Genomic DNA, 21312 nt, shown 5'->3' on the forward strand with positions numbered 1-21312 from the left:
AGGTTGTGCCTCAGGTAGGTCAGGGTCAGGCGCACACACAGGAACAGCCCCAACACCCTCGCCCCGAACACCGGCAGGGGGCCGGAAGCGTGAATGGCCTCGCACAGGTCCAGGACCTCACTGAGAGAGATTCTCGTGCTACTATTCGCCATAGCGGTTTGCTTCTTGGTTGAGCTGGCTTAGTCACCAAAACTCTCTCAAGAGCAAGCCGCCACCCTATCTAACGACACACCCCCTTTTAAACACCCTAAACACCCCTATGAATAAGCCTCAAAGTGTGGAGACAGGACTGCAACAGGGTAGTTTTGCTAACTACAAGCGTGCTGAACGGATGGGAATTCGGGTTGGTGTTGTTACTTAGTCTCCCCTTCGTGGCTGGCATTATCCTGCTTACTTTCGAACACCAAGCAGCACGGCTGGTACCCGTCCTCCTCATCGTTGTGGGCACATTTGGTCTCCTACACCTCATACCAATCCTTAAAACAGGCGGCCTCACTCGACGCAGAATTTCCTTGAGTAAGGATTCCGTTGAGTTCACCCGGATCGATGGACACACTCACTCTATCCCATGGAAGGCCCACCCAACTTTGATCGGAATCCGCCAAGGATACGCAATCATCATCCTCGAGAACCACCGCGGGCTACGCTACCCCATCGGCTACCTGCCCCTGAGCATGCGCCAGCTCGAGCGTCTCCTGAGCACTTTCTCCAGAAGTACCCGCCTGCGTGCCAAGCTCTCGGGACCCGAGGCCCTCAGCACCGTCCTCACCATTCTGGAACCCACCGAGGAAGAACGGACCGACGGCTCCTGGACCTGGAGCCACTAGACAGCACAAACGCCAACGCAAGGATGACCACCATGAGTTTCCTGATGGGCAAGGCAGCCCAGCCCATCATCACGCCGGAACGCATCGATAAGAACCGGTATCGGGCACCTCTGTTCTTCGGAGCGATCGCTGTGGCCGCAGCCATGTTCAGCATCCCCATGTTTCTCACAGGAAGCACCACCACAGCACTAGCCATGATCTACCTCGCTGTCTTCATCGTCAGCTACGCAGTTTCAGCCTGGCGCCTCAAGTACTTCCTTTCAGCCGGCCGAGAATACTGGAGTCATGACAGCCATCAAGTCGTCATGACGACCCCAACCGGCATGCTTCTGTTTGAAGTCAGTGTTCCACTGCTGGGCGTTCTGGGAGTACCGCTCGCTGCAGTCGCTTGGTTGCTGCACCGCCAGGGTGACTGGATCGGATCAGCAGCCTTAGCGGCACTGGGAGCACTGAGCCTCCCCTATCTCTTACAGGTCCTTCATGGCTTCCACCCCGTGAGGCGTCGTATCACGGTCAGCAAGAGCGGTATCGAGCTGACTCAGTCCAACGGACACAGCCTCGAGATTCCATGGAAGGAGCATCCGCATCTCATCGGAGTCCGCCAGGCCGACGCCGTCATCGTTCTCAAGAATCATCTAGAGACCCGCTACCCCATCGGCTACCTGCCCCTGAGCATGCGCCAGCTCGAACGCCTCCTGAGCACTTTCTCCACCGACGGCCGGCTGCGCGCCAGGCTCTCGGGACCAGAGGCCCTCAACACCGTCCTCGCCGTCCTGGAACCCACCGAGGAAGAACTGACCGACGGCTCCTGGACCTGGAGCCGTCGGTCTCGGTAGGACAGGCAGGAGCCTCCCCGGTCAGGAGTCCTTGCGCTCGGCCAGGGTTACGTCGATGTCCTGCTTCTTGGAGTCGCGGATGACCGTGAGCTTGACCTTGTCGTTGGCGGAGTACTGGCGCACGTAACCGGTCAGCGCCGAGCCCTGGGCGGTGGTCTTCCCATCGATGGCGATGACGACGTCATCCTTCTTCAGACCGGCCTTGTCAGCCGGCGAGCCGCCTTCGACCGAGGTGATCTTGGCGCCGGCGCGCTTCTCGCCGTCGGCCGTGGCGCCATCAGTGTCGAGGGTGACTCCCAGGTAGGCGTGAGTGGCCGTACCGGACTTGATGAGCTGCTTGGCAACCTTGTCCGCCAGCTTGACGGGGATGGCGAAGCCGATGCCGATGCTTCCCGAGCCTCCCTCGCCATCACTGGAGCGCCCCATGGTGGCGATGGAGCTGGTGATCCCGATCACCCGCCCCTTTTCGTCGAAGAGCGGCCCACCGGAGTTACCGGGGTTGATGGCGGCGTCGATCTGGATGGCGTTGGTGTAGACCGCCGAAGAGGCGGAACCGCCCGAGCCGTCCTCACTCTGGGAGTTGACGACGGGCCGGTTGAGGGCGGAGATGATGCCGGTGGTGACGGTCGAGGACAGGCCCAGCGGGTTACCGATCGCCATGACGTCCTGACCGGTAGCAAGCTGGTCGGAGTCACCGAGCTGGGCGACGGTGAGGTTGTCGGGGGCGTCCTTGAGCTGGATGACCGCCAGGTCAGTGGCGGGGTCGGTACCGGTGGCCTCAGCGTCATAGACACGGCCGTCGGCCAGCGTCACCTGGATCTTGGAGGCCCCCGCCACCACGTGGTTGTTCGTGATGATGTGCCCCTCCTTGTCGAAGATGACTCCGGAGCCCAGCGCGGTGCCCTTGTCCGTGACGACGCCGATGGAGACGACGGCGTTGGACACGGCGGCCGAGACGGCCTCCCAGTCGGGGGCCTGGCCAGTGCTGTTGACGGTCTGGGTCGTGCTTCCGGTGGCGATGGCAGTGGGCGCCGTCGAGGGGCGCGATGAGGTGTCCCCACCGTGAACATCCATGTACCTGACCGCGCCCACAGCCCCACCGGCACCCAGCAGGGAGGCGACCACCACGGAGGCGACCAGGGCGAACCAGCCCGGCCCCCGGCGCCTTGTGGCGCCGTTCTCAGTGCCTGCGGACTTCGAGGCCGCGTAGAAGGACTCCCCGGTGGGGGCGCCGGCCGGCGCGTAACCACCGGGCGTCGTCGGGACGCTCGTGTAGGGCGAGCCGAAGTGCGACTGCTGCCCCTGGTAGGGCTGCTGGGGGGATGAGTAGCTGGACGGCGCCGCCTGCTGCGTCTGAGGGGCGGAGTACTGACCCTGCGGCTGCTGGTAGGACTGCTGCTGAGACTGCTGGTACTGCTCCTGAGCGGACTGCGCGTAGAGCGACGTGGACTGCTCGGTGGGCAGCTGCGAGGTCGGCGGCTCGGCGGGCAGCTGCCGGGTCTCATCCCAGCGCTGCGCGCCTGCCCCCTGAGGCAGGACCGGCTCGGAGTCGGAGGCGTCGGCGGCATAGGCCTGGGAGAGATCCTCGTAGCCCCCGCGGTTGTCGGCCGCAGTCGGGCCCTCGCCGCTGGAGACCGCCGTTGCCGGGTCGGCCTGGCCGCTGGCGGACCAGGAGTCGACACCGGAGTGACCGCCGTCTGTCACCGCTCCGGGCTCAGTGGGCCGGTATGCCTCCGGGTTCGTCTCGTCGTATCCGCTCATGTGTGCTCCTCCTCGGGCATCTCGCCCTCTCAGATCCACGGGTAGACAACACCAGGGCTCTGTACCGTTTCCGATGGTTCCCTGAGGCTGCGCTGTGGATCGTGTAACCGTTGTATCGCAGCGGGCTGAGAGTCCTGCAGTGGGCTTCAGGGTGAGCCGGGTCCACTGGCGCGGGTCCTCTCCCGCCGGCTGCCGTCTATCTCTATCGTCGTTCATGTTGTCACGGTGTGAGGATCGTGCCTCGTGGTCTCCCAGATGACGACACTCATACCGTCGACCGGCTCGGCCAGGATCCTGCGGAGGGCCGCGACGTTATCGGGGACATGGACCCGGGCCCCCAGGGCTGCCGCCAGTGCGGCGATATCCGCATGCTGGGGGGTGGTGAAGATCCGTTCGAACCGGGCAGGTGGGGTGGTGTGGGCGTACTCGAGGTGGGAGAAAATCGCGCCCCCACCGTCGTCGACGACGATCACCTGCAGGTCGGCCTCCTCCTCATGCACGCCTCGGTTCAAGGACATGGCGTCGTGGAGGAAGGCGAGGTCACCCATCACGGCGCGAACCGGTCCGCCCGAGGCCATCCACAGTCCGACTCCGGTGGCAATGGTGCCGTCGATTCCCGCCAGGCCGCGGTTCGCAACCGCCTTCGGGGCTGTGGCGCCGGGCTGGGCGAGTCGGTCCAGGCGCCGCACCGTCATGGACGAGCCCAGCAGGAGGGTGGGGGCGCCGGGGGCCTGGCTCGCCTCCCACACGGCCCGGGCCACGGCGTCGGCGCTGCTGGAACAGTCCGGTTCGGGAAGATCCGACGCCGCCCGGCGCCAGGAGTCGACCCAGGAGGCGTCGGCCCTCTCCAGGCCGAGCCGGGTTGCGAGCCGGGCCGAGCGGAGGGCGTCGTCGTCGGACTCGCGATCGGGGCCGTCAATGGGGACGGCCCGTCGAGCTCGCCCGGAGACATCGGTCCACCGGGCGCGCTCGGTCAGGACGGTGATGTCGAGGTTCTCGCGTCCCAGGAGCGCGGTGACGGAGCGGCTGAGGCTGGGGTGGCCCAGGACGAGGAGGTGCTCGGCCTGCTCCGCGAGCGCGCGGCCCACCGGGGTGCCCAGCAGCTCGGCGTAGCGGGTCAGGGCCTGGGGGCCGCTGCGGGCATGGGAAGTGGGTTCGGCCAGGAGTGGCCAGTTGAGGTGCTCGGCCAGAGACCTGGCCAGGGCGCCGGCGGCCGGGTGAGCGGTGTCTCCGGCGACGACGAGCCCCCGCCCCTGCGTGGAGGAACCGCAGCCGACCTGCTGGCCAGCACCGGCCGCCTGGGCTCCGGCCGGCACCGCTGCCCGGGCAACGGTGGCCGACGGCGGGGCGGGCGGCGCCGGGGCGGAGGGTACTGCGCCCTCCACTGTGCCTTCCACCGTCAGGGGCGGACGGAAGCGGGCGTTGATCTGGACCGGCCCGGGATCCCGGCTGAGGGTCCCGGTGGCCGCGACGACGGCGCGGCGCACCTGCCCGGCGATGGCGGCATCGGCCGCGCTGCCTCCGAGGTCGGCGGCCAGGTCGGCGGGCAGGTCCACGCCCAGGCGCAGGGCCGGGGCGAAGAGCCCGGTCTGCTCGGTGGTCTGGCTGGCGCCGGTGCTAACCAGCTCGTGGGGCCGGTCGGCGCTGATGACGAGCAGGGGGATGCCGGCGGCGTCGGCCTCACTGACGGCCGGGTGAAGGTTGGAGACTGCCGTGCCCGAGGTGGTCACGACGGCGGCGCAGCGGCTGTGCCCGCTCAGGGCGTGGGCGCGGGCGGCCCCCAGGGCGACGAAACCGGCGCTGCGCTCATCCAGGACGACACGCAGACGCATGCGTCCGGCGTCGGCGGCATCAGCCAGGGCGTCCGCCAGCGGGGCGCTGCGCGATCCCGGGCACAGGACCACCTCGCGCACGCCCTCGGCCAGGAGGGCCGCCACGAGGCTGCGCGCGTCGGCCATGGCGGGCGGGAGCTGCGGGGGCTCCGGGGAGTCGGTCACAAGAGCGAGGATACGAGAGCGGCCCGCCTGCGCCGGGCTGCGATTGATCACAGTAGGGACAGCCCAGTGAGCCCACCGCGCGGTTGGGGCGGGCTACAGCGGCAGCCCGGCCACGGCCCGGCTCGGGTCGCGGGCCTCGCGCTGGCGGCGGGCGTGCAGGGCGCCGGCCAGGTGCAGCAGCCGCGTCTGCCAGTGCTTGGTGAGGTAGGGGCCCGCCTTGACCTCATCCAGGAGACGTTCGGAGACGGGGGCGGCGGCGTCCAGACGCAGGGTCCCGTTGCTGGGACGAACGCTGGGGTCGGCGACGTCCTGGGTCAGCAGGTACGTGGTCCCCAGGCCGCAGGCGTGGTTGAGGGAGGGCAGGCTGAAGGCGAGGGTGGCGCCGGCCATGATGCCCACGGAGGTGTCCAGGGCGGAGGAGACGACCGTGGGCAGTCCGAGGCGCTCGGCCATGTCCATGGCCCGGTGCACCCCGCCCAGCGGGGCCACCTTGAGGATGGCGACGTCGGCGGCGCGCCGGTGGACGATCTCCAGGGGGTTGGCCGACAGCCGGATCGACTCGTCGGCGGCGATGGGCACGTCGACGGCGCGGCGCAGGTCAGCCAGGTCGTAGACGGTGGCGCAGGGCTGTTCGGCATACTCCAGTCCTCCGGCGGCCCGGTCCATGAGGGGCAGGTTCTCACGGGCGGTATCGAGGTCCCAGGCGCCGTTGACGTCGATGCGCACCTTCCCGGAGCGCCCCAGGGCCGAGCGGACCGCCTCGAGGCGCTCCAGGTCCGCCGAGCGCTTGGAGCTGCTGCCGCTGACCTTGACCTTGGCGGTCCTGGCTCCGGAGGCCCGCACCAGCTCGGCGGCCTCCTGGGTGCCGACCTCGGGGACGGTCACGTTGACGGAGATGGTCTCCCGGTAGCGGGGAAGGAAAGAGTTCCCCAGGGCCTGGCTCAGCCCGGAGGCGAGCCAGGGGGCGCTGGCCTCCAACCCGTAGTCCCAGAAGGGCGCGACCTCGCCCCAGCCCCCGGGGCCGTGGAGCAGGACGCCGTCGCGACGGGTGATGCCGCGAAACGGCGTCGTCAGGGGAATGTCCCAGACGACGGCGCGGTCGATGCGATCCAGCAGACCGGTGGAGTCCTGAGCATGAAGAGAGGCGATGTCGATCTCGCCGCTGGCATGCTGATGGTCCGGACTCACGGGCACAGAATACGCACGATCTTCAATCACGACGACGAAACCGGGACAAGGGTGGCGGGGCCCACCTCGGCAAACACCCACGGGGCTGCGCAGCGGGCTGTCCGGCACCGTCGTCCGCCCCGGCTCCAGCACCGAGCGCGGCCGTGAGCGCAGGCCACTGTCCGCGGACCTTTGTAGAATGGCCTACGCGGTTGAATTCGCGATCACACCGAGGGGACGTCATGAACGAGGGCAGCACAAGGTCGGGAGGCTCAGGGCGTCATCATTGGAGGCCCGTCACGCCCGTCTCCGCGATGGTCGTGGGCCGCCTGGTCCTCGGACTGCCCGGCGTATTCGGTCTGACGGTCATCGTGCTGGCCTGGTCGGCGCTGACCCGTGCCGGGCTGGGACTCGGCAGGGCGTGCTTGTTCTCCCTGGTGGCGGTGGCGATTCGCGAGCTCATTGACGCCTCGGCCCACCGACTCATCATGCGGGCCTGGCGCTCGGGGGATCCTCACGGCCTGCTGCTGACGTTCATCGCCGTGACCTGCCCCGCGGTCGCGGGATTCCTGGCCGCCCGCCTCATCGCCCCGGCCTCGACGACGGCGCTGACGGTTCTCACGTGGCTGCCGTTCATGGCCTTCGTCGCCCTCATTGAGAGGCCGTGGGACACCTCACTCGGATACGACGCCCTCCACAAACGCGTCCATCAGCCCCAACCGATCCCACCGGAGTACGTCACCGCCGACTTCCGCGACGCCCGCAAGTACCTGCCCGAGCTCCACCGCATCGCACTGACCCACGCGGCGCTGTAGCCGGCGAGTTTCAGTCGCGGACGAGGTCAGCGATCGGATGATCGACGCTGCCGAGATTCCGCAATCCCCCTCATTTTGCGCGCGACATCAGGATCAATACTACTTCCCAAGAGTTGCCCATCGGGCTGAGGATGGAGCGGCCTGCTCCGATCAAAAAGGCGAGAGTGGTGAATATCATTCAGAGAGCGGTTGTGGAGACGCAGTTTTGACTCGAAGGTAAAGGCTCCACCCAGGTTAGGAAAGAGCCTACCATCAGTAACCCATTGATGACGGGACGTCCTCACTAACTGATAATCGATAGCGCGAGTCACACACGCAGCAATCCAGTCCGCAAACTGAATATTTGCACTGAGTTTGGAATCGATATGCATGGGCGGTTCCACAATCCTACGCATCTCGGGATGATCGGCCGCACGACTGAAGATGTGACCGTACATGCTCGAAAGTCGTTCAATACGAGTCTTCTCGTTGATCTGATCGATCATAACAAGAAGATGTTCATCTCTCCCGTCTGCATAGCGCGCCAAACGATTGAGAGTCTCAGCCATCGCCTGAGACTCTCGGACAGCAGGGTCGAGCCTTGTTTGCTTCGGAGTACCAACAGGTTTTTCATCCGCATAATAGAAGAGCCTCCCACCTCTTCTTCTTAGATAGCCAACAAGCCCGTTGAATACGCGAAGCTGCTGCGGAAACGACTCCAGTGTTTTCGGACGAAATATACTGGCTCCCTTCCGCTCCCACCTCCCAGGATGCTCCAGGTCACCGATTTCCGTACTGAAGAGAGTTAATTTTTCACACTGAAAGCGGGCTCCAACATCCCTGACCACCGCCTCAGGGACCACGAATCCCGCGTAACCAAATGCAGCACTGGTCTTATACCGCGGGTGATTAGGCCCAACATAAGCTCCCGGTTCTCCAGTTTCATCGATATACGCTAAAATCACTACGCCACTCCTTGTCCACGAAAAAACCCCGCCCGTGGCGGGGTTCTTCGAATCGGCGCTCGGGGAACTGTCTCATCCCTAGCTACCTCTGATAAAGGTAGCGACTCTCCCGCCGGCCGTCAAGACGACAAGCACCCTCCACCTCGACAGACCTCAACTGCGATGACGGTCACAGTCTTGCTAGGATGAGAGGGCGTCATCTGTGAGCTTGGAGCGTCAGGGGAAGGGCATATGAGCACACGCGACGTCACCCACACACCAGGTCGGCACTGGAAGCCGGACGTTCCCCTGTCAGCGGTGGCTGCGGGAAGGGTCTTCCTGGGAGTCTTCGACGCACTCGCGGTCGGAGTCGTGCTGGCCCTCTGGTCCGCCCTCACGCGCGCCGGGCTCACCTACGACCAGATCACAGGATTCGCCATCCTGGCGACCGCCGTGCACGAGACCCTGGATGCGGCATCCATGCGCCTGACCATGCGCATCCAACGCACCAACGACATGAGTACCGCGCAGCGGATCCTGTCCGCCCTCATCTGCCCGGCCATTGGCGGAGCACTGGCGGCCATGGTCTTCGCACCGCACCGCCTCACTCACCTGACGCTTCTCACGTGGGCAACCTTCCTGGTCATCTTCTGCGCAGTGGATCGGCCGTGGAAGACACCGATGTCCTACGAGGAGATGAAGGAACGCGGGCGCCAGACCCGGCTGATGACCCGGGAGCACTTCGCCGAGGAGATCGCCGACGGCCGGATGACCTTCCGCCCCATCGACGACGAGGGCTACTACCTCGACGAGGACGGCAACCGCATCGAGGACTGACAGGCCCCGTCGCCATGTGCGCCCGGCGCGGGTCCCACCCAAGCCGTGGCCGTCCGGCGTCAGGACTTCTTGAAATCGTACTGCGGGTACTTCTTGGCCCAGGCGATGGCGGCCTCATCCTCCCGGCCCTCACCGTAGGTGTTGACGACGAGGTCCTCGAGGCTGCCGTAGGTGGCTTCATCCATCTTGATGGAGCCGAGCCACGTCGCGATCTCCGGGTAGTCCTGCGCGAAGCCCTCTCGCCCCAGGAAGTGAAGCCCTTCTCCCTTACCGAGCGCCCCCTTGGGATCCTTCAGGTCCCGCATGCCATAGGTGGTGTTCGCCCAGAAGGGGTGCCACAGGGTCACGACGATCTCCTGCTTGGCATCGACCGCTTTCTTGAGCTCGGCCAGCATCCCGGTGGTGGAGGAGGTCAGGAACTTCATGTCCCCCAAACCGTAGGCGGGGATCACGTCCTCCTGCGACACCTTGGTCAGTCCTGCACCCGGCTCAATACCAATGATCTTGTTGCCGATCTGCGAGGCGTGGGGCTTGATATCCTCGATCGATGTCATTGAGGAGTAGTCCGGGACGGACCAGCACAGCTTGGCCGCGTCGTAGTAGGTCCCCAGGTCCTCGATGAAGGTGCGGTACTTGTCCATGTACTCCTTGTGAGTGACGTCCGGCCACGCCGAGGGATACAGGTCGACCGCCCCCTGGCTGAGCCCGGCGTAGAGAGGCCCCGCTTCACTCAGGTCGGTCAGCTTGATCCGGTACCCGGCCTTCTCCAGCTGGGTCTTGAGCAGGTGGGTCATGGACAGGCCGTCGCTCCAGGAGGGGATGAAGCCCAGGCGGAGTCGCTTGCCCCCGCCGCCGGAACCCTTACCGCAGGCGGACAGGGCGCCCGCCGCCGCCAAGGAGGCCAGAGCAGCGGTGAAGGTGCGGCGGGAGGTCTGCATGGTGTTCCTTCGATACGTGCCCGACGCCGGTGAGGGCGAAGTGGAAAAGCGTCGTCGAGTCATGGGTCACCGCTTCTTGATGAGTGAGAGCAGCGAGCCCTTCTCCCGCGGCGCCCCGAGGGCCGCGGTCACCCGGTCCAGGTAGATCGCCAGGAACACGATGGACAGCCCCGCCTCGGTGCCCTTGGCGATGTCGATCGTCGCGAGTGCCTTGACGACCTCCTTCCCCAGGCCGTCCGCACCGACCATGCCCGCGATGACGGCCATCGACAGGGCCAGCATGATGACCTGGTTGACGCCCGCCATGATGGTGGGGACGGCCAGGGGCAGCTGGATGCCCCGCAGGATCTGCCAGTCGGTGGCGCCGAAGGAACGCCCCGCCTCGACGGTCTCCTTGTCCACCTGCTTGATGCCCAGCTCGGTCATGCGCACCCCGGGGGGCATCGCGAAGATGAGCGTGGCGAACATCCCGGGCACCACCCCGATGGAGAAGAACAGCACCGAGGGGATGAGGTAGACGAAGGCCGGCATCGTCTGCATGAGATCGAGGACCGGGCGGACGAGGATACTGACGTACTTGTTGCGGGCGGCCCATATCCCCAGGGGGATGGCGAAGACGAGGGCGGTCAGGGTCGCCAGGGTGACCAGGACCAGCGTCTCCATCGCATTGACCCACTGCCCCAGGGAGATGATGATGAGGAAGGTGATGGCGGTACCCACCGCCAGCCTCCACGACTTCGCCATCCAGGCGATAAGGACGAAGACCACCACCATGAGCAACGGGGGCACGGCCAGGAGCAGGTCCACGAGGTTGTCGTTGACCAGGGTGCCGACCCGTGAGATCGCGCTGAGGAAGCCGTGGAGGTGGACCTGGATCCACTCAATGAGGACCTCGACCGCCGTGCCCAGGGGAATCTTGGGAAGAGGAGTCTGTACGGGAATCATCAGGCGTCGGCTCCTTCGGCCTCGGTGGTCTCACTGGCCTTGCCGGCCTGTGCATCGGTCCGCTCCACGGCCGGCTCGGCGCTGGAGGCGCTGGCCTCCTGGTTCTGCTCACTGATGGCGGCCAACAGGGTGACGCGCGGAATGACGCCGGAGATCCGTCCGTCATCGTCGACGACGACGATGGGGGCCGCGTGCTGCGCGGCGTAGGCGAACAGCTCGTTGACCGGGGTCGAGTGCGGCACGACCGGCATCTCGTGGATCGTGGACAACGGCAGCGCGTCGGAGCCCTCCTTGACCGCCCGGGCGACGTCGTCCTCCCAGACGTAGCCGAAGGGGGTGCGGTCGCGGTTCTGGACGAGCAGCCACGGCGGCTGGTTCTCGCGCAGGAGCTTGTGGGCGGCGTGGGGGCTGCGGTCCGAGCCCAGGACCGCGTACGGGGGTTCCGCGATGGAGCCGGCCGTCAGGACCCGGGTGCGGTCGACGTCGGCCACGAACCGTGAGACGTAGTCGGAGGCCGGGTCGCGCAGGATCTCCTCGGCGGTGCCGACCTGCTCGACGCGTCCGTCGCGCATCATGGCGATGCGGTCCCCCAGGCGCATGGCCTCGTTGAGGTCGTGGGTGATGAACAGGATCGTCTTGCCGAGCTTGCCCTGCAGGTCGATGAGCTGGTCCTGCATCTCCCGACGGATGAGCGGGTCGAGCGCGGAGAAGGCCTCGTCCATGAGAAGGATGTCGGTCTCGGCCGCCAGGGCGCGGGCCAGGCCGACCCGCTGACGCATACCGCCCGAGAGCTCCCCGGGCTTGTAGCCGCCCCACCCCTTCAGGCCGACCAGGGCCAGGGCCTCGGTGGCCCGGCGCTCGCGCTCGGAGCGATTCACACCCTGGATCTCCAGGCCGTAGGCGGCGTTCTCCCCCACCGTCCGGTGCGGCAGGAGGGCGAAGTTCTGGAAGACCATGGAGACGCGCTTGCGGCGCAGCTCGCGCAGCTTTGACTTCGAGACGTGCGCCAGGTCCTCACCGTAGAGGGTCATGCTGCCGGCCGTGATGGGCAGCAGGCCGTTGACCATGCGGATGAGGGTGGACTTCCCGGAGCCCGACAGGCCCATGACCACAAAGATCTCGCCCTTGTCGACGTCGAAGGAGGTGTCGATGACGGCCGCGGTCTGTCCCGACTTCCTCAGCTGGTCCCGCGTCCTGCCGGCCTTGAGCTTCTTGACGCCGTCGGACGGTCGACGCCCGAAGACCTTGTAGACATGGTTGGCCTCAATGACTTTCACTGCACTCCTCGCGATCTAGCTCCTGGCCTGGCCGCGAGGGTCCGGAAAACGAGTTGTGAGAGTCGCGTCCGGACCCCATGACGGCTGCAGACCCATTTTATGGTGCTGCGGAGTGTTCACGCGGTCAATTTGAGTAGGCGCAGAATCCCGCGAATTCAGGGGACTTCAGGCCTTGACACGCCTGCGAGCGTGTCCGGCGCCACGCCCGTAGGACGGGGCGGGGCTCGCCTGGCGCGCACGGTCAGGCACGACCATCCATCAGCACCGAGAATGCTTGAAATGACCACGATCATCGCGGCTCCCCCGCGGTCTCGCGCCGCACGCGCATGAGCGCGGCGCATAACTAACAACGCTCACACCCGCAACCGGAGTTCCCTAGCACCTCAGGATGTGTTGATAATCACATTTGCTTCGTTGATGCCCTCCGCTCCGTATCGGAACGACATGGCGCGCACCCGAACCCCCTCCCCTCTCACGTGGAATCACTACGCTGAGGGACACGCCCGCGGTCCGCGGGACCAACCGGGGCGCTGATGGAGGAGGAGACTGTCGTGCCGGCTGCAGGATGGATCCCGGCGGGCGGTCCGGACCCCTGGGGATCCCTCGGAGGCCCGGGCGCGCACAGACCCAAGGCTCATGCCGACGTGCGCATCTCGAACATGTCGCTCATCCTGCGCCACCTCCAGACGAGTCCCGCACTGTCGCGCACGCGCCTGGCCCGCGAGACGGGGCTGTCCAAGGCAACGGTCTCGACCCTCGTGGCCGAGCTGTGCTCCCGGGGGCTGCTCATCGAGGAGGAACCGGACCTGTCGGGCAGCGTCGGCAGGCCGAGCACGGGCCTGCGCACGGCTCCGCGCACAGCGGCCGGCATCGGCCTGGAGATCAGTGGCGCCTCGCTGCTCCTGTCCATCGCGGACCTGACCGGAGACGTCATCGCGCGCCGCTGCGAGCTCGTCGACGACGCCGCGCACCACCCCGACACGATGATCGAGCATGTGGCGGCCATGCTGTCCCAGGCCCTGGAGCAGCTGACGCAGCAGGGGACGACGGTTCCGGGAATCGTCCTGGCCCAGCCCGGGATCATCGACTACACCGACAATACCGTGCACTACTCCTCCACCCTGGAGTGGCACGACGTCGCCGTGGCGGACAGGGTCCGCGACGCCGTCGCCCGCCGTATCGACCCCGGCAGGAGCGTCCCCGCCATCACGCTGGAGAACGACGCCAAGCTCGCCGCACTGGCCACCTATGAGCGCTACGCGCAGGACGGGGTGCACAACCTGCTCTACCTGTCGGGCGGCGAGGGGATCGGCGCCGGCATCATCGCCGACGGCCACCTCCTGCGCGGCTGGCTGGGCCTGACCGGCGAGGTCGGCCACATGCCCGTGGAGCCCGAGGGCCTGGCGTGCCGCTGCGGGCGGCGCGGCTGTTGGGAGACCCGCTCGGGCCTGCAGGCCCTGACCTCGGCGTACCCGCCTGGCGACGCGGTGCGCGACGAGACCACCTCCTTGGATGAGCGCATCGAGATCCTGCGCCGGCGCTTCGACGCCGGGGATACCGAGCTCGCGCGCAGGCTGAGGCTCTCCCAGCAGGCACTGGCACGCGCCCTGGCGATCCTGGCGGACGTCCTCAACCCTCAGGTGATCGTGCTGTCGGGATACCTGGCCGCCTTCGCCGACGTGTTCATCTCCCCCACCGCTTCCATCCTGAAGGACCGGCTGCTGGACCAGCGCGCCGCCGTGAGGCTGGAGACCTCCCACCTGGGCCAGTGGGCCTCGTCACACGGGGCGGCCCTGGTCGCGCTGGAGTCCGTGCTCGACAACCCCACCCTGGTGGACATCAGGCCCACCTACTAGGCGCCACCCGGCTTATCGACCGCCTCGCCAGTAGCCAAGGGGCACCACATGCTGTAGTTTGTTCGGAGTTCAGACTATTCAGCCCGAAGGAGTGCTGATGTCTCTCCAGACCCAGCCCACGGCGCCGCTTCCCTCTCAGGCGGGGGGACGCCTCACCCTGCCGATCCAGACCGGCATGGATGAGGAGGTCCGCCGCCTCATCGCCCGTCTGGGCGCCGACGCCGTGCGGAACTCCGACGGCACCGAGCTGCCCAGCATCGTCTCGGAGCTGGCCACCAAGGTCTACTCCACCTACTTCGTGGGCCGCGGCGACAACGTCTGGGCCGATGCCCATCCGCAGGAGGCCACCCGGATCTTCCTCATGTCCGACCGGGTCGCCGCCACCGCCGACGGCTCCGTGAGCATCGACCTGCTGGCCTCCTGGTTCGCCGACCAGGTCCGCCCCGACACCGGCTGCGACGTGACGCGCTGGTGGCAGGCCCACGACCGCACCACCGGTCAGGAGCTGCCCGCCACCGCGTGGAGCATCGAGGCCGACGGGCGCACCGTCACCGTGCACGAGGCCCTCGCCGGGCACGTCTACACCGTCAGCTTCCTGGCGAACCAGACCTGGGACCCCACCCAGATGTACAACTACCTCACCAACGGCTGGGACGAGGACCCCACGCGCGTCAAGGAGAAACCCTTCGACGTGCGCCACGAGGCCACGTGGTCCCACGTGCGCGCCCACCTGAGCGCCTGGCTCACGGAGCACCCCGAGGTGGACGTGGTCCGCTTCACCACCTTCTTCTACCACTTCACCCTCGTCTATGGCGCCGACGCCACCGAGCGCTTCGTCGACTGGTTCGGCTACTCCGCCTCGGTGAGCGTCCCGGCCCTGGAGGCCTTCGAGGAGGAGTACGGCTACCGCCTGACCGCCGAGGACTTCATCGACGCCGGCTACTACAACTCCCCCTTCAGGGTTCCCACCCGCGCCTTCCGCGACTGGATCGACTTCCAGCAGCGCTTCGTGTGCTCCCGGGTGCGCGAGCTGACCGACGCCGTTCACGCCCAGGGCAAGGAGGCGATGATGTTCCTGGGCGACAACTGGATCGGCACCGAGCCCTACGGCGAGCACTTCGCCACCACCGGCCTGGACGCCGTCGTCGGCTCGGTCGGATCGGGGGCGACCTGCCGGATGATCGCCGACATCCCGCACGTGCGCTACACCGAGGGCCGCTTCCTGCCGTACTTCTTCCCCGATGTCTTCCACCCGGGGGGCGATCCCGTCACCGAGGCCAACCGCAGCTGGCTGGAGGCCCGGCGCGCCATCGTGCGCTCCCCCCTGGACCGGATCGGCTACGGAGGCTACCTGTCCCTGGCCGTGGAGCACCCTGACTTCATCGACCGCGTCGAGCAGATCGTCGCGGAGTTCCGTGCCATCCACGAGCGCTCCGCGGGGCTGCGTCCGCTGACCCCCGGCTTCAAGGTCGCGGTCGTCAACTCCTGGGGCCGCCTGCGCTCCTGGATGACGCATATGGTCGCGCACGCGCTGTGGTACCGCCAGACCTACACCTACCTGGGGGTCCTCGAGGCGCTGTCGGGCCTGCCGGTGGACGTGGAGTTCCTGTCCTTCGACGACGTGCGCGCCGGCCTGGCCCCGGAGGTGAAGGTCCTCATCTGCGCCGGCGCCGAGGGCACCGCCTTCTCCGGGGGCGAGCAGTGGGCGGACTCAGAGCTGGTGGCCCAGGTCAGCTCCTTCGTGGCCGCCGGCGGCGGCCTCATCGGGGTGGGGGCTCCCAGCGCCCACCCCGCCCACGGAGTCACCTTCCAGCTCGCCGACGTCCTGGGCGTGGACCGGGAGATCGGCTGGGGCCTGAGCACGCGCCGTCGTCCGCCCGAGGCAGAGGAGCACTTCATCACCCGGGACCTGACCGGCGGCCTCGACGACGGCGAGGGCACCCCCGACATCGTCGTCACCAGTCCCGCCACCCGGGTGCTCGACGCCGCGCACGGCCAGGTCCGCCTCGCGGTCCACGAGCTGGGTCGGGGCCGGGCGGTGTACGCCACGGGACTGCCCTACAGCGCCCAGAACTCCCGGTTGCTGCACCGGGCCATCTTCTGGGCCGCGGGGTGCCAGGAGGAGTTCTCCGCCTGGGCGGCCCTCGACCCCAGGGTGGAGGTGGCCGCCTACCCCGACGGGCGCACCACCCTCGTCATCAACAACTCCCTGGAGCCCGTCACCACGACGGTGCCGACTCCCCAGGGCCCCCGGACGGTCCGTCTGGAGGAAGGAGGCCACCAGTGGCTCACCGCTGCCTCGCAGTGAGCACCCCCGTTCCATATCCACGCTCCGCTCACGGGCGCGCACCCACAACACCGACAGCACCGACAGCTCCCTGTCACCGCCCCGCCGCGCCCCCGCTCCTTCCGGCAGACGCCGGGCCTTTTCAATGACGAAGAAGGAAACTCCCATGAAGAAACATGCACTGGCCGCCTCGCTGCTCGCCTTCGCGATGCTCACCGCCGGCTGCTCGGCCACGACCGGCTCATCCGGCTCGGCCTCCTCCGGCGGCGTCATCCGCTACCTGCACCGCCTGCCCGACGGCGAGGGGATGACGAAGGTCAACGACATCGTGGCCCGCTGGAACGCCGCGCACCCCGACATGAAGGTCGAGGCCACCAAGTTCGACGGCAAGGCCGCGGACATGAACGTCAAGCTGGAGAACGACGTCAAGGCCGGAACCGGCCCCTGCCTGGCCCAGGTCGGCTACGCCGAGATCCCCAAGCTCTACACCTCCGGCATGCTCACCGACGTCTCCGCCCAGGCCGAGAAGTACAAGGACCACTTCTCCGAGGGGTCGATGTCGCTGATGACCGTGGGCAAGACCGTCGTCGGCCTGCCGCAGGACTCCGGCCCGCTGGTCTACTTCTACAACAAGGCCGCCTTCGACCAGCTCGGGCTGAAGGTGCCCACGACGAGCGCCGAGCTGGCCGAGGTCGCCAAGAAGGCGGCCGAGCAGGGCAAGTACGCCCTGGCCTTCGAGCCCGACGAGGCCCCCAACACCCTGGCGGGACAGGCGGCCGCGGCCGGCGCCCAGTGGTACAGCGCTGAGAACGACAAGTGGAAGGTCAACGTCTCCAGCCCCGAGACCGCCAAGGTCTCCTCCTTCTGGCAGGGGGTCCTGGACTCCAAGACGGCCCTCGTGGCCAACCGCTGGGACGACTCCTTCGGCAAGGCACTGGTCGACCAGCAGCTCATCGGCACCATCGGGGCCGCCTGGGAGGGCGCGCTCCTGGCCGACACCATGAAGGACTCCCCCAATGCCGGGTCCTGGGCGGTCGCCCAGCTGCCCGCCTTCGGTGACAAGGCCATGTCCGGTCCCGACGGGGGCTCCGGCGTGGCCGTCCTCAAGGGCTGCTCCAACCCCGAGGGGGCCATGGCCTTCAACGACTGGTTCAACACCCAGGTCGATGACCTGGCCACCCAGGGACTGGTCCTGACCGCGAAGGCCCCGGTGAAGACCCCGCAGACCATCTCCACCTTCTTCGGAGGCCAGGACGTCTACGCCGAGTTCACCAAGGCCAACGCGGCCGTGAACTCCACGTTCGGCTTCATGCCGACCTGGCCCTCCCTGGCCGACCCCATGACCAAGGCCGCTGAGGCGGCCGGGAAGGGGACCGGCAAGGTCGATGACATCTTCCAGGCGGCCCAGAAGACCTCCGTCAGCTCCCTGAAGGACGCCAACCTGCCCGTCGCCGAGTAGGCGATCGCACAGCCCACCGGCAGACACAGGCAGCCACCGGCACCACGATCGAAGTGAGAGCATCATGAGCACGACGACAACGACTCCGGGCGCATCCGCCATCCGCACCACCTCGCTGCGAAGGCGCAGGGAGGCCCGGGCGGGCATCGGGTTCGTGGCCCCGTTCCTGGCCATGTTCGCCGTCGTCTTCCTCATTCCGATCGTGGTGTCGGTCTACCGCTCCTTCTTCCGCGACGTCGCCTCCGGAACGGACCTCTACGGCGGCGGGGAGAAGGTGAGCACCTTCGTGGGCCTGGACAACTACGTCCAGGCGGCGGGTCAGCCCGCCTTCTGGAAGGGGCTGGGCCGGGTCCTGCTGTTCGGAGTGGTCCAGGTCCCGGTCATGATCCTGGCGGCCCTCGCCCTGGCGCTGGTGCTCGACTCCCTCCTGGTCAAGCGGGTGACGGTCTTCCGCCTGGGCTTCTTCCTGCCCTACGCGATCCCCGGGATCGTGGCCGCGATCATGTGGCTCTACATGTACAACCCCAGCTTCTCCCCCATCAATGAGCTGCTGGGACTGGTGGGCCTCAAGGTGGACTTCTTCGGCCGCAACATCATCTTGTGGTCCATGGCCAACATCACGACGTGGACCTTCACCGGCTACAACATGCTCATCTTCCTGGCGGCGCTGCAGTCCGTGCCCCGTGAGCTCTACGAGGCCGCCCGCATCGACGGGGCCAGCGGGTGGCAGATCGTCCGGCGCATCAAGATCCCCATGGTCCGCTCCGCCTCGCTGCTGGCGGTCCTGCTCTCCATCATCGGGACGGTGCAGCTGTTCAACGAGCCCACCGTCCTGTACAGCCAGAACCAGTGGATGGGGCTGGACTACACGCCGATGATGATGGCCTACAACTCGATGACCGGTGCGCTCTCACCCTCCGGCTCGGGCCCGGCCTCGGCGATCTCCGTCCTCATCGCCCTGGTGGCCGGCGTCCTGGCCGCCCTCTACGCCCTCGTGCAGAACAGGATCGACAAGTGAAGCCCACCGACACTCCTCGTTCGCTGCGCCCGTCAATCCCCGCACGGACCCTGACCATCGCGGTCCTGGTCATCGTCCTGGCCTACATGCTCGGCCCGGTCTACTGGCTCATCGTCTCCTCCACCAAGTCCAACTCCGACCTGCTGACCACCTCCGGGTGGTGGTTCTCCGGACGCAACAGCTTCTCCACCAACTACAGCGCGCTCATGAGCTGGACCCAGGGGCTCTTCTGGCGCTGGATCCTCAACTCCCTGCTCTACTCGAGCGTCGCCGGGGTGCTGGGCACGCTCCTGTCGGTGTCCGCCGGCTACGGCCTGGCGAAGTTCGAGTTCGCGGGCCGGGGCGCCGTCCAGGTCATCATCCTCTCCGGCCTGCTCATGCCCATCGCGCTGCTGACCATCCCGCTGTACCTGGTCCTCGACGCCGTACACCTGACCAACACCGTCTGGTCGATCATCCTGCCGTGCTCGGTGAGCCCCTTCGGGGTCTTCCTGGGCCGCGTCTACGCCGACTCCTCGGTGCCCAACGAGATCATCGACTCCGCCCGCATCGACGGGGCCAGCGAGATCCGCATCTTCTTCACCATCGTGCTGCGGCTGCTCGCACCGGCGATGGTGACCATCTTCCTGTTCATCTTCGTGGCCACCTGGAACAACTTCTTCCTGCCGCTGATGACCATCAACTCCGCCGAGCTCAAGCCCGTCACCCTGGGGCTCTACGGCATGTCGACCTACTTCAACCCCCAGTACGGGGCGCTCCTCCAGGGCGCTCTCCTGGGCGTCATCCCCCTGATCGGGCTGTTCCTGGGCCTGCAGCGCTTCTGGCAGTCCGGCCTGGCCGCCGGCGCCGTCAAGGGCTGAGCCCCTCCCACCCAGCACCCTCCCTCACCACCCCCTATCCACCTCGCCGCCCCGTCCCGGGCAACGGCACCTCAGCAGAGGAACCACCATGATCCACTTCGGCACCGGCGGCTGGAGAGCCGTGATCGGCGACGAGTTCACCCGCGCCAACGTCAGGCTCCTGACCCAGGGGCTGGCCCACCGCATCCTGAAGGAGGGCACGTCCGAGCAGGGCGTCGTCATCGGCTACGACCGCCGCTTCCTGTCCGACACCGCCGCCTGGTGGGCCATCGAGGTGCTCGTCGGCAACGGCATCCGGGTCACCCTCATCGACCGCCCCTCCCCGACCCCCACCACCATGTGGACGGTGCGCCGCCTGGGGGCCGCGTACGGGATGGCCGTGACCGCCTCCCACAACCCGGCCCTGTACAACGGCATCAAGATCTTCCTGCCCGGCGGCCGCGACGCCGACCTGAAGGTCACCGACGAGCTCACCGCCTCCCTGCAGGGCCTGACGGATGCGGACGTGCGCAGCGTCGAGCCCCATGAGGCCCGATCCAGCGAGCTGGTCACCGTCCAGCGCTCCATCAACTGGTACCTGGACGCCATCATCGACAAGCTCGACACCGAGACCATCCGCCACGCCCACATGCACATCGTGCTGGACCCCATGTTCGGGGTCTCCGAGACGAGCCTGCAGACGATCCTGCTGACCGCCCGCTGCCAGGTCGACGTCATCCACGACCGCCACGACCCCCTGTTCGGGGGCCGCATGCCCTCACCCACCGAGGGGACGGTCACCACCCTGCGCAACGCCGTCGTCGAGTCCGGCGCGGACCTGGGCATCGCCACCGACGGGGACGCGGACCGCCTGGGCATCATTGACGACACCGGCGCCTACCTCACCCCCAACCAGGTCCTGGTCCTGCTCTACGACTACCTGCTGACCCGCAAGGGCTGGTCGGGGCCGGCCGTGCGCAACATGTCCACCACCCACCTGCTGGACCGGGTCGCGGCCGCCCACGGGCAGGTCTGCTACGAGGTGCCCGTCGGCTTCAAGTGGATCAGCGCCAAGATGGCCGAGACCGGGGCCGTCATCGGGGGCGAGTCCTCCGGGGGCCTGACCGTGCGCGGCCACATCCCCGGCAAGGACGGGATCTACGCCGGCTCCCTGCTGGTCGAGGCGGTGGCGGCCTCGGGCAAGCGGCTCTCCGAGCTCTACGCCGACATCGTGGCCCGGTACGGTGAGCTCGTCATGGTGGAGAACGCCTACGGCTTCACCTCCGAACGGCGCGCCGAGCTTGAGGAGCGCATCTTCAGCGCCCACGACCTGCCCGCCTTCACCCACGACATCGAGCGCGTCTCCTGGCAGGACGGCTGCAAGGTCTACTTCACCTGCGGCGGCTGGGTGACGATCCGCTTCTCGGGCACCGAGCCGCTCCTGCGGGTCTTCGCCGAGATGCCCACCGGTGACGAGGCCCGGGCCACCGCGGCCGCCGTCGCGAGCCACTACGGCCTGGACGCCTGAGA

The 21312-nt window shown here is 67.3% G+C and carries 17 protein-coding genes; 10 read left to right on the forward strand and 7 right to left on the reverse strand.

Translation table 11 applies throughout. From position 1 onward, the window contains the following. Positions 1 to 587: 587 nt before the first annotated feature. On the forward strand, positions 588 to 827 hold the full coding sequence (locus BKH20_RS11995) for a hypothetical protein (protein ID WP_256693168.1): 240 nt from the start codon (positions 588 to 590) through the stop codon (positions 825 to 827). Between the two features lie 32 nt (positions 828 to 859). Continuing rightward, on the forward strand, positions 860 to 1663 hold the full coding sequence (locus tag BKH20_RS14815) for a hypothetical protein (protein WP_256693169.1): 804 nt from the start codon (positions 860 to 862) through the stop codon (positions 1661 to 1663). A 21-nt stretch (positions 1664 to 1684) separates the two neighbouring features. Here the strand turns inward: BKH20_RS14815 and BKH20_RS12005 are convergent, their stop codons facing one another. From BKH20_RS12005 to BKH20_RS12015, 3 genes are all read right to left on the reverse strand, one after another. After that, positions 1685 to 3424, reverse strand: coding sequence for a S1C family serine protease (locus BKH20_RS12005; protein ID WP_075391247.1), 1740 nt, complete (start codon positions 3422 to 3424; stop codon positions 1685 to 1687). Between the two features lie 212 nt (positions 3425 to 3636). After that, positions 3637 to 5382, reverse strand: coding sequence for a 2-succinyl-5-enolpyruvyl-6-hydroxy-3-cyclohexene-1-carboxylic-acid synthase (gene menD / locus BKH20_RS12010; RefSeq protein ID WP_075391248.1), 1746 nt, complete (start codon positions 5380 to 5382; stop codon positions 3637 to 3639). 132 nt (positions 5383 to 5514) lie between these two features. Next, complete coding sequence (locus BKH20_RS12015) at positions 5515 to 6615, reverse strand: o-succinylbenzoate synthase (protein WP_075391249.1); 1101 nt, start codon at positions 6613 to 6615, stop codon at positions 5515 to 5517. A gap of 215 nt (positions 6616 to 6830) precedes the next feature. Here BKH20_RS12015 and BKH20_RS12020 point away from each other — a divergent pair, with 215 nt between their 5' ends. Further along, the gene (locus BKH20_RS12020) at positions 6831 to 7403 is read left to right on the forward strand and encodes a hypothetical protein (protein WP_256693171.1); all 573 of its coding nucleotides are present in this window, start codon (positions 6831 to 6833) and stop codon (positions 7401 to 7403) included. 26 nt (positions 7404 to 7429) lie between these two features. On the opposite strand, the gene BKH20_RS12025 is transcribed toward BKH20_RS12020, so the two are convergent. Next, the gene (locus tag BKH20_RS12025) at positions 7430 to 8347 is read right to left on the reverse strand and encodes a DUF3800 domain-containing protein (protein ID WP_075391251.1); all 918 of its coding nucleotides are present in this window, start codon (positions 8345 to 8347) and stop codon (positions 7430 to 7432) included. 231 nt (positions 8348 to 8578) lie between these two features. On the opposite strand from BKH20_RS12025, the gene BKH20_RS12030 reads away from it, so the two are divergent. Next, positions 8579 to 9163, forward strand: a complete 585-nt coding sequence (locus BKH20_RS12030) for a hypothetical protein (protein WP_075391252.1) — start codon at positions 8579 to 8581, stop codon at positions 9161 to 9163. Between the two features lie 59 nt (positions 9164 to 9222). Here BKH20_RS12030 and BKH20_RS12035 read toward each other — a convergent pair whose 3' ends face one another. The 3 genes from BKH20_RS12035 to BKH20_RS12045 all read right to left on the reverse strand — a co-directional run bounded on the left by BKH20_RS12035 (position 9223) and on the right by BKH20_RS12045 (position 12323). Then, complete coding sequence (locus tag BKH20_RS12035) at positions 9223 to 10101, reverse strand: glycine betaine ABC transporter substrate-binding protein (protein WP_075391253.1); 879 nt, start codon at positions 10099 to 10101, stop codon at positions 9223 to 9225. A 66-nt stretch (positions 10102 to 10167) separates the two neighbouring features. Beyond that, entirely contained in the window at positions 10168 to 11046 is an 879-nt protein-coding gene (locus tag BKH20_RS12040; RefSeq protein ID WP_075372872.1) for an ABC transporter permease, read from the reverse strand. After that, complete coding sequence (locus BKH20_RS12045) at positions 11046 to 12323, reverse strand: quaternary amine ABC transporter ATP-binding protein (RefSeq protein ID WP_075391254.1); 1278 nt, start codon at positions 12321 to 12323, stop codon at positions 11046 to 11048. Before BKH20_RS12045 ends, BKH20_RS12040 begins: the two co-directional genes overlap by 1 nt. Before the next feature lie 644 nt (positions 12324 to 12967). Between BKH20_RS12045 and BKH20_RS12050 the strand changes: the two genes are divergently transcribed. The 6 genes from BKH20_RS12050 to BKH20_RS12075 all read left to right on the forward strand — a co-directional run bounded on the left by BKH20_RS12050 (position 12968) and on the right by BKH20_RS12075 (position 21310). Beyond that, positions 12968 to 14179, forward strand: a complete 1212-nt coding sequence (locus BKH20_RS12050) for an ROK family transcriptional regulator (protein WP_075391314.1) — start codon at positions 12968 to 12970, stop codon at positions 14177 to 14179. 97 nt (positions 14180 to 14276) lie between these two features. Then, positions 14277 to 16487, forward strand: a complete 2211-nt coding sequence (gnpA, locus tag BKH20_RS12055; protein WP_075391255.1) for a 1,3-beta-galactosyl-N-acetylhexosamine phosphorylase — start codon at positions 14277 to 14279, stop codon at positions 16485 to 16487. A gap of 145 nt (positions 16488 to 16632) precedes the next feature. Further along, a complete protein-coding gene (locus BKH20_RS12060; protein WP_081381707.1) occupies positions 16633 to 17925 on the forward strand; it encodes an extracellular solute-binding protein in 1293 nt (430 codons plus the stop codon). A gap of 64 nt (positions 17926 to 17989) precedes the next feature. Further along, on the forward strand, positions 17990 to 18943 hold the full coding sequence (locus BKH20_RS12065; protein ID WP_075391257.1) for a carbohydrate ABC transporter permease: 954 nt from the start codon (positions 17990 to 17992) through the stop codon (positions 18941 to 18943). After that, positions 18940 to 19803: a carbohydrate ABC transporter permease gene (locus tag BKH20_RS12070; RefSeq protein ID WP_075391258.1), complete on the forward strand. Its 864-nt coding sequence runs from the start codon at positions 18940 to 18942 to the stop codon at positions 19801 to 19803. Before BKH20_RS12065 ends, BKH20_RS12070 begins: the two co-directional genes overlap by 4 nt. An 88-nt stretch (positions 19804 to 19891) precedes the next feature. Next, positions 19892 to 21310, forward strand: coding sequence for a phosphoglucomutase/phosphomannomutase family protein (locus BKH20_RS12075; RefSeq protein WP_075391259.1), 1419 nt, complete (start codon positions 19892 to 19894; stop codon positions 21308 to 21310). Positions 21311 to 21312: the final 2 nt, after the last annotated feature.

It is taken from the genome of Actinomyces oris (assembly GCF_001937445.1).
Lineage (GTDB): Bacteria > Actinomycetota > Actinomycetes > Actinomycetales > Actinomycetaceae > Actinomyces > Actinomyces acetigenes.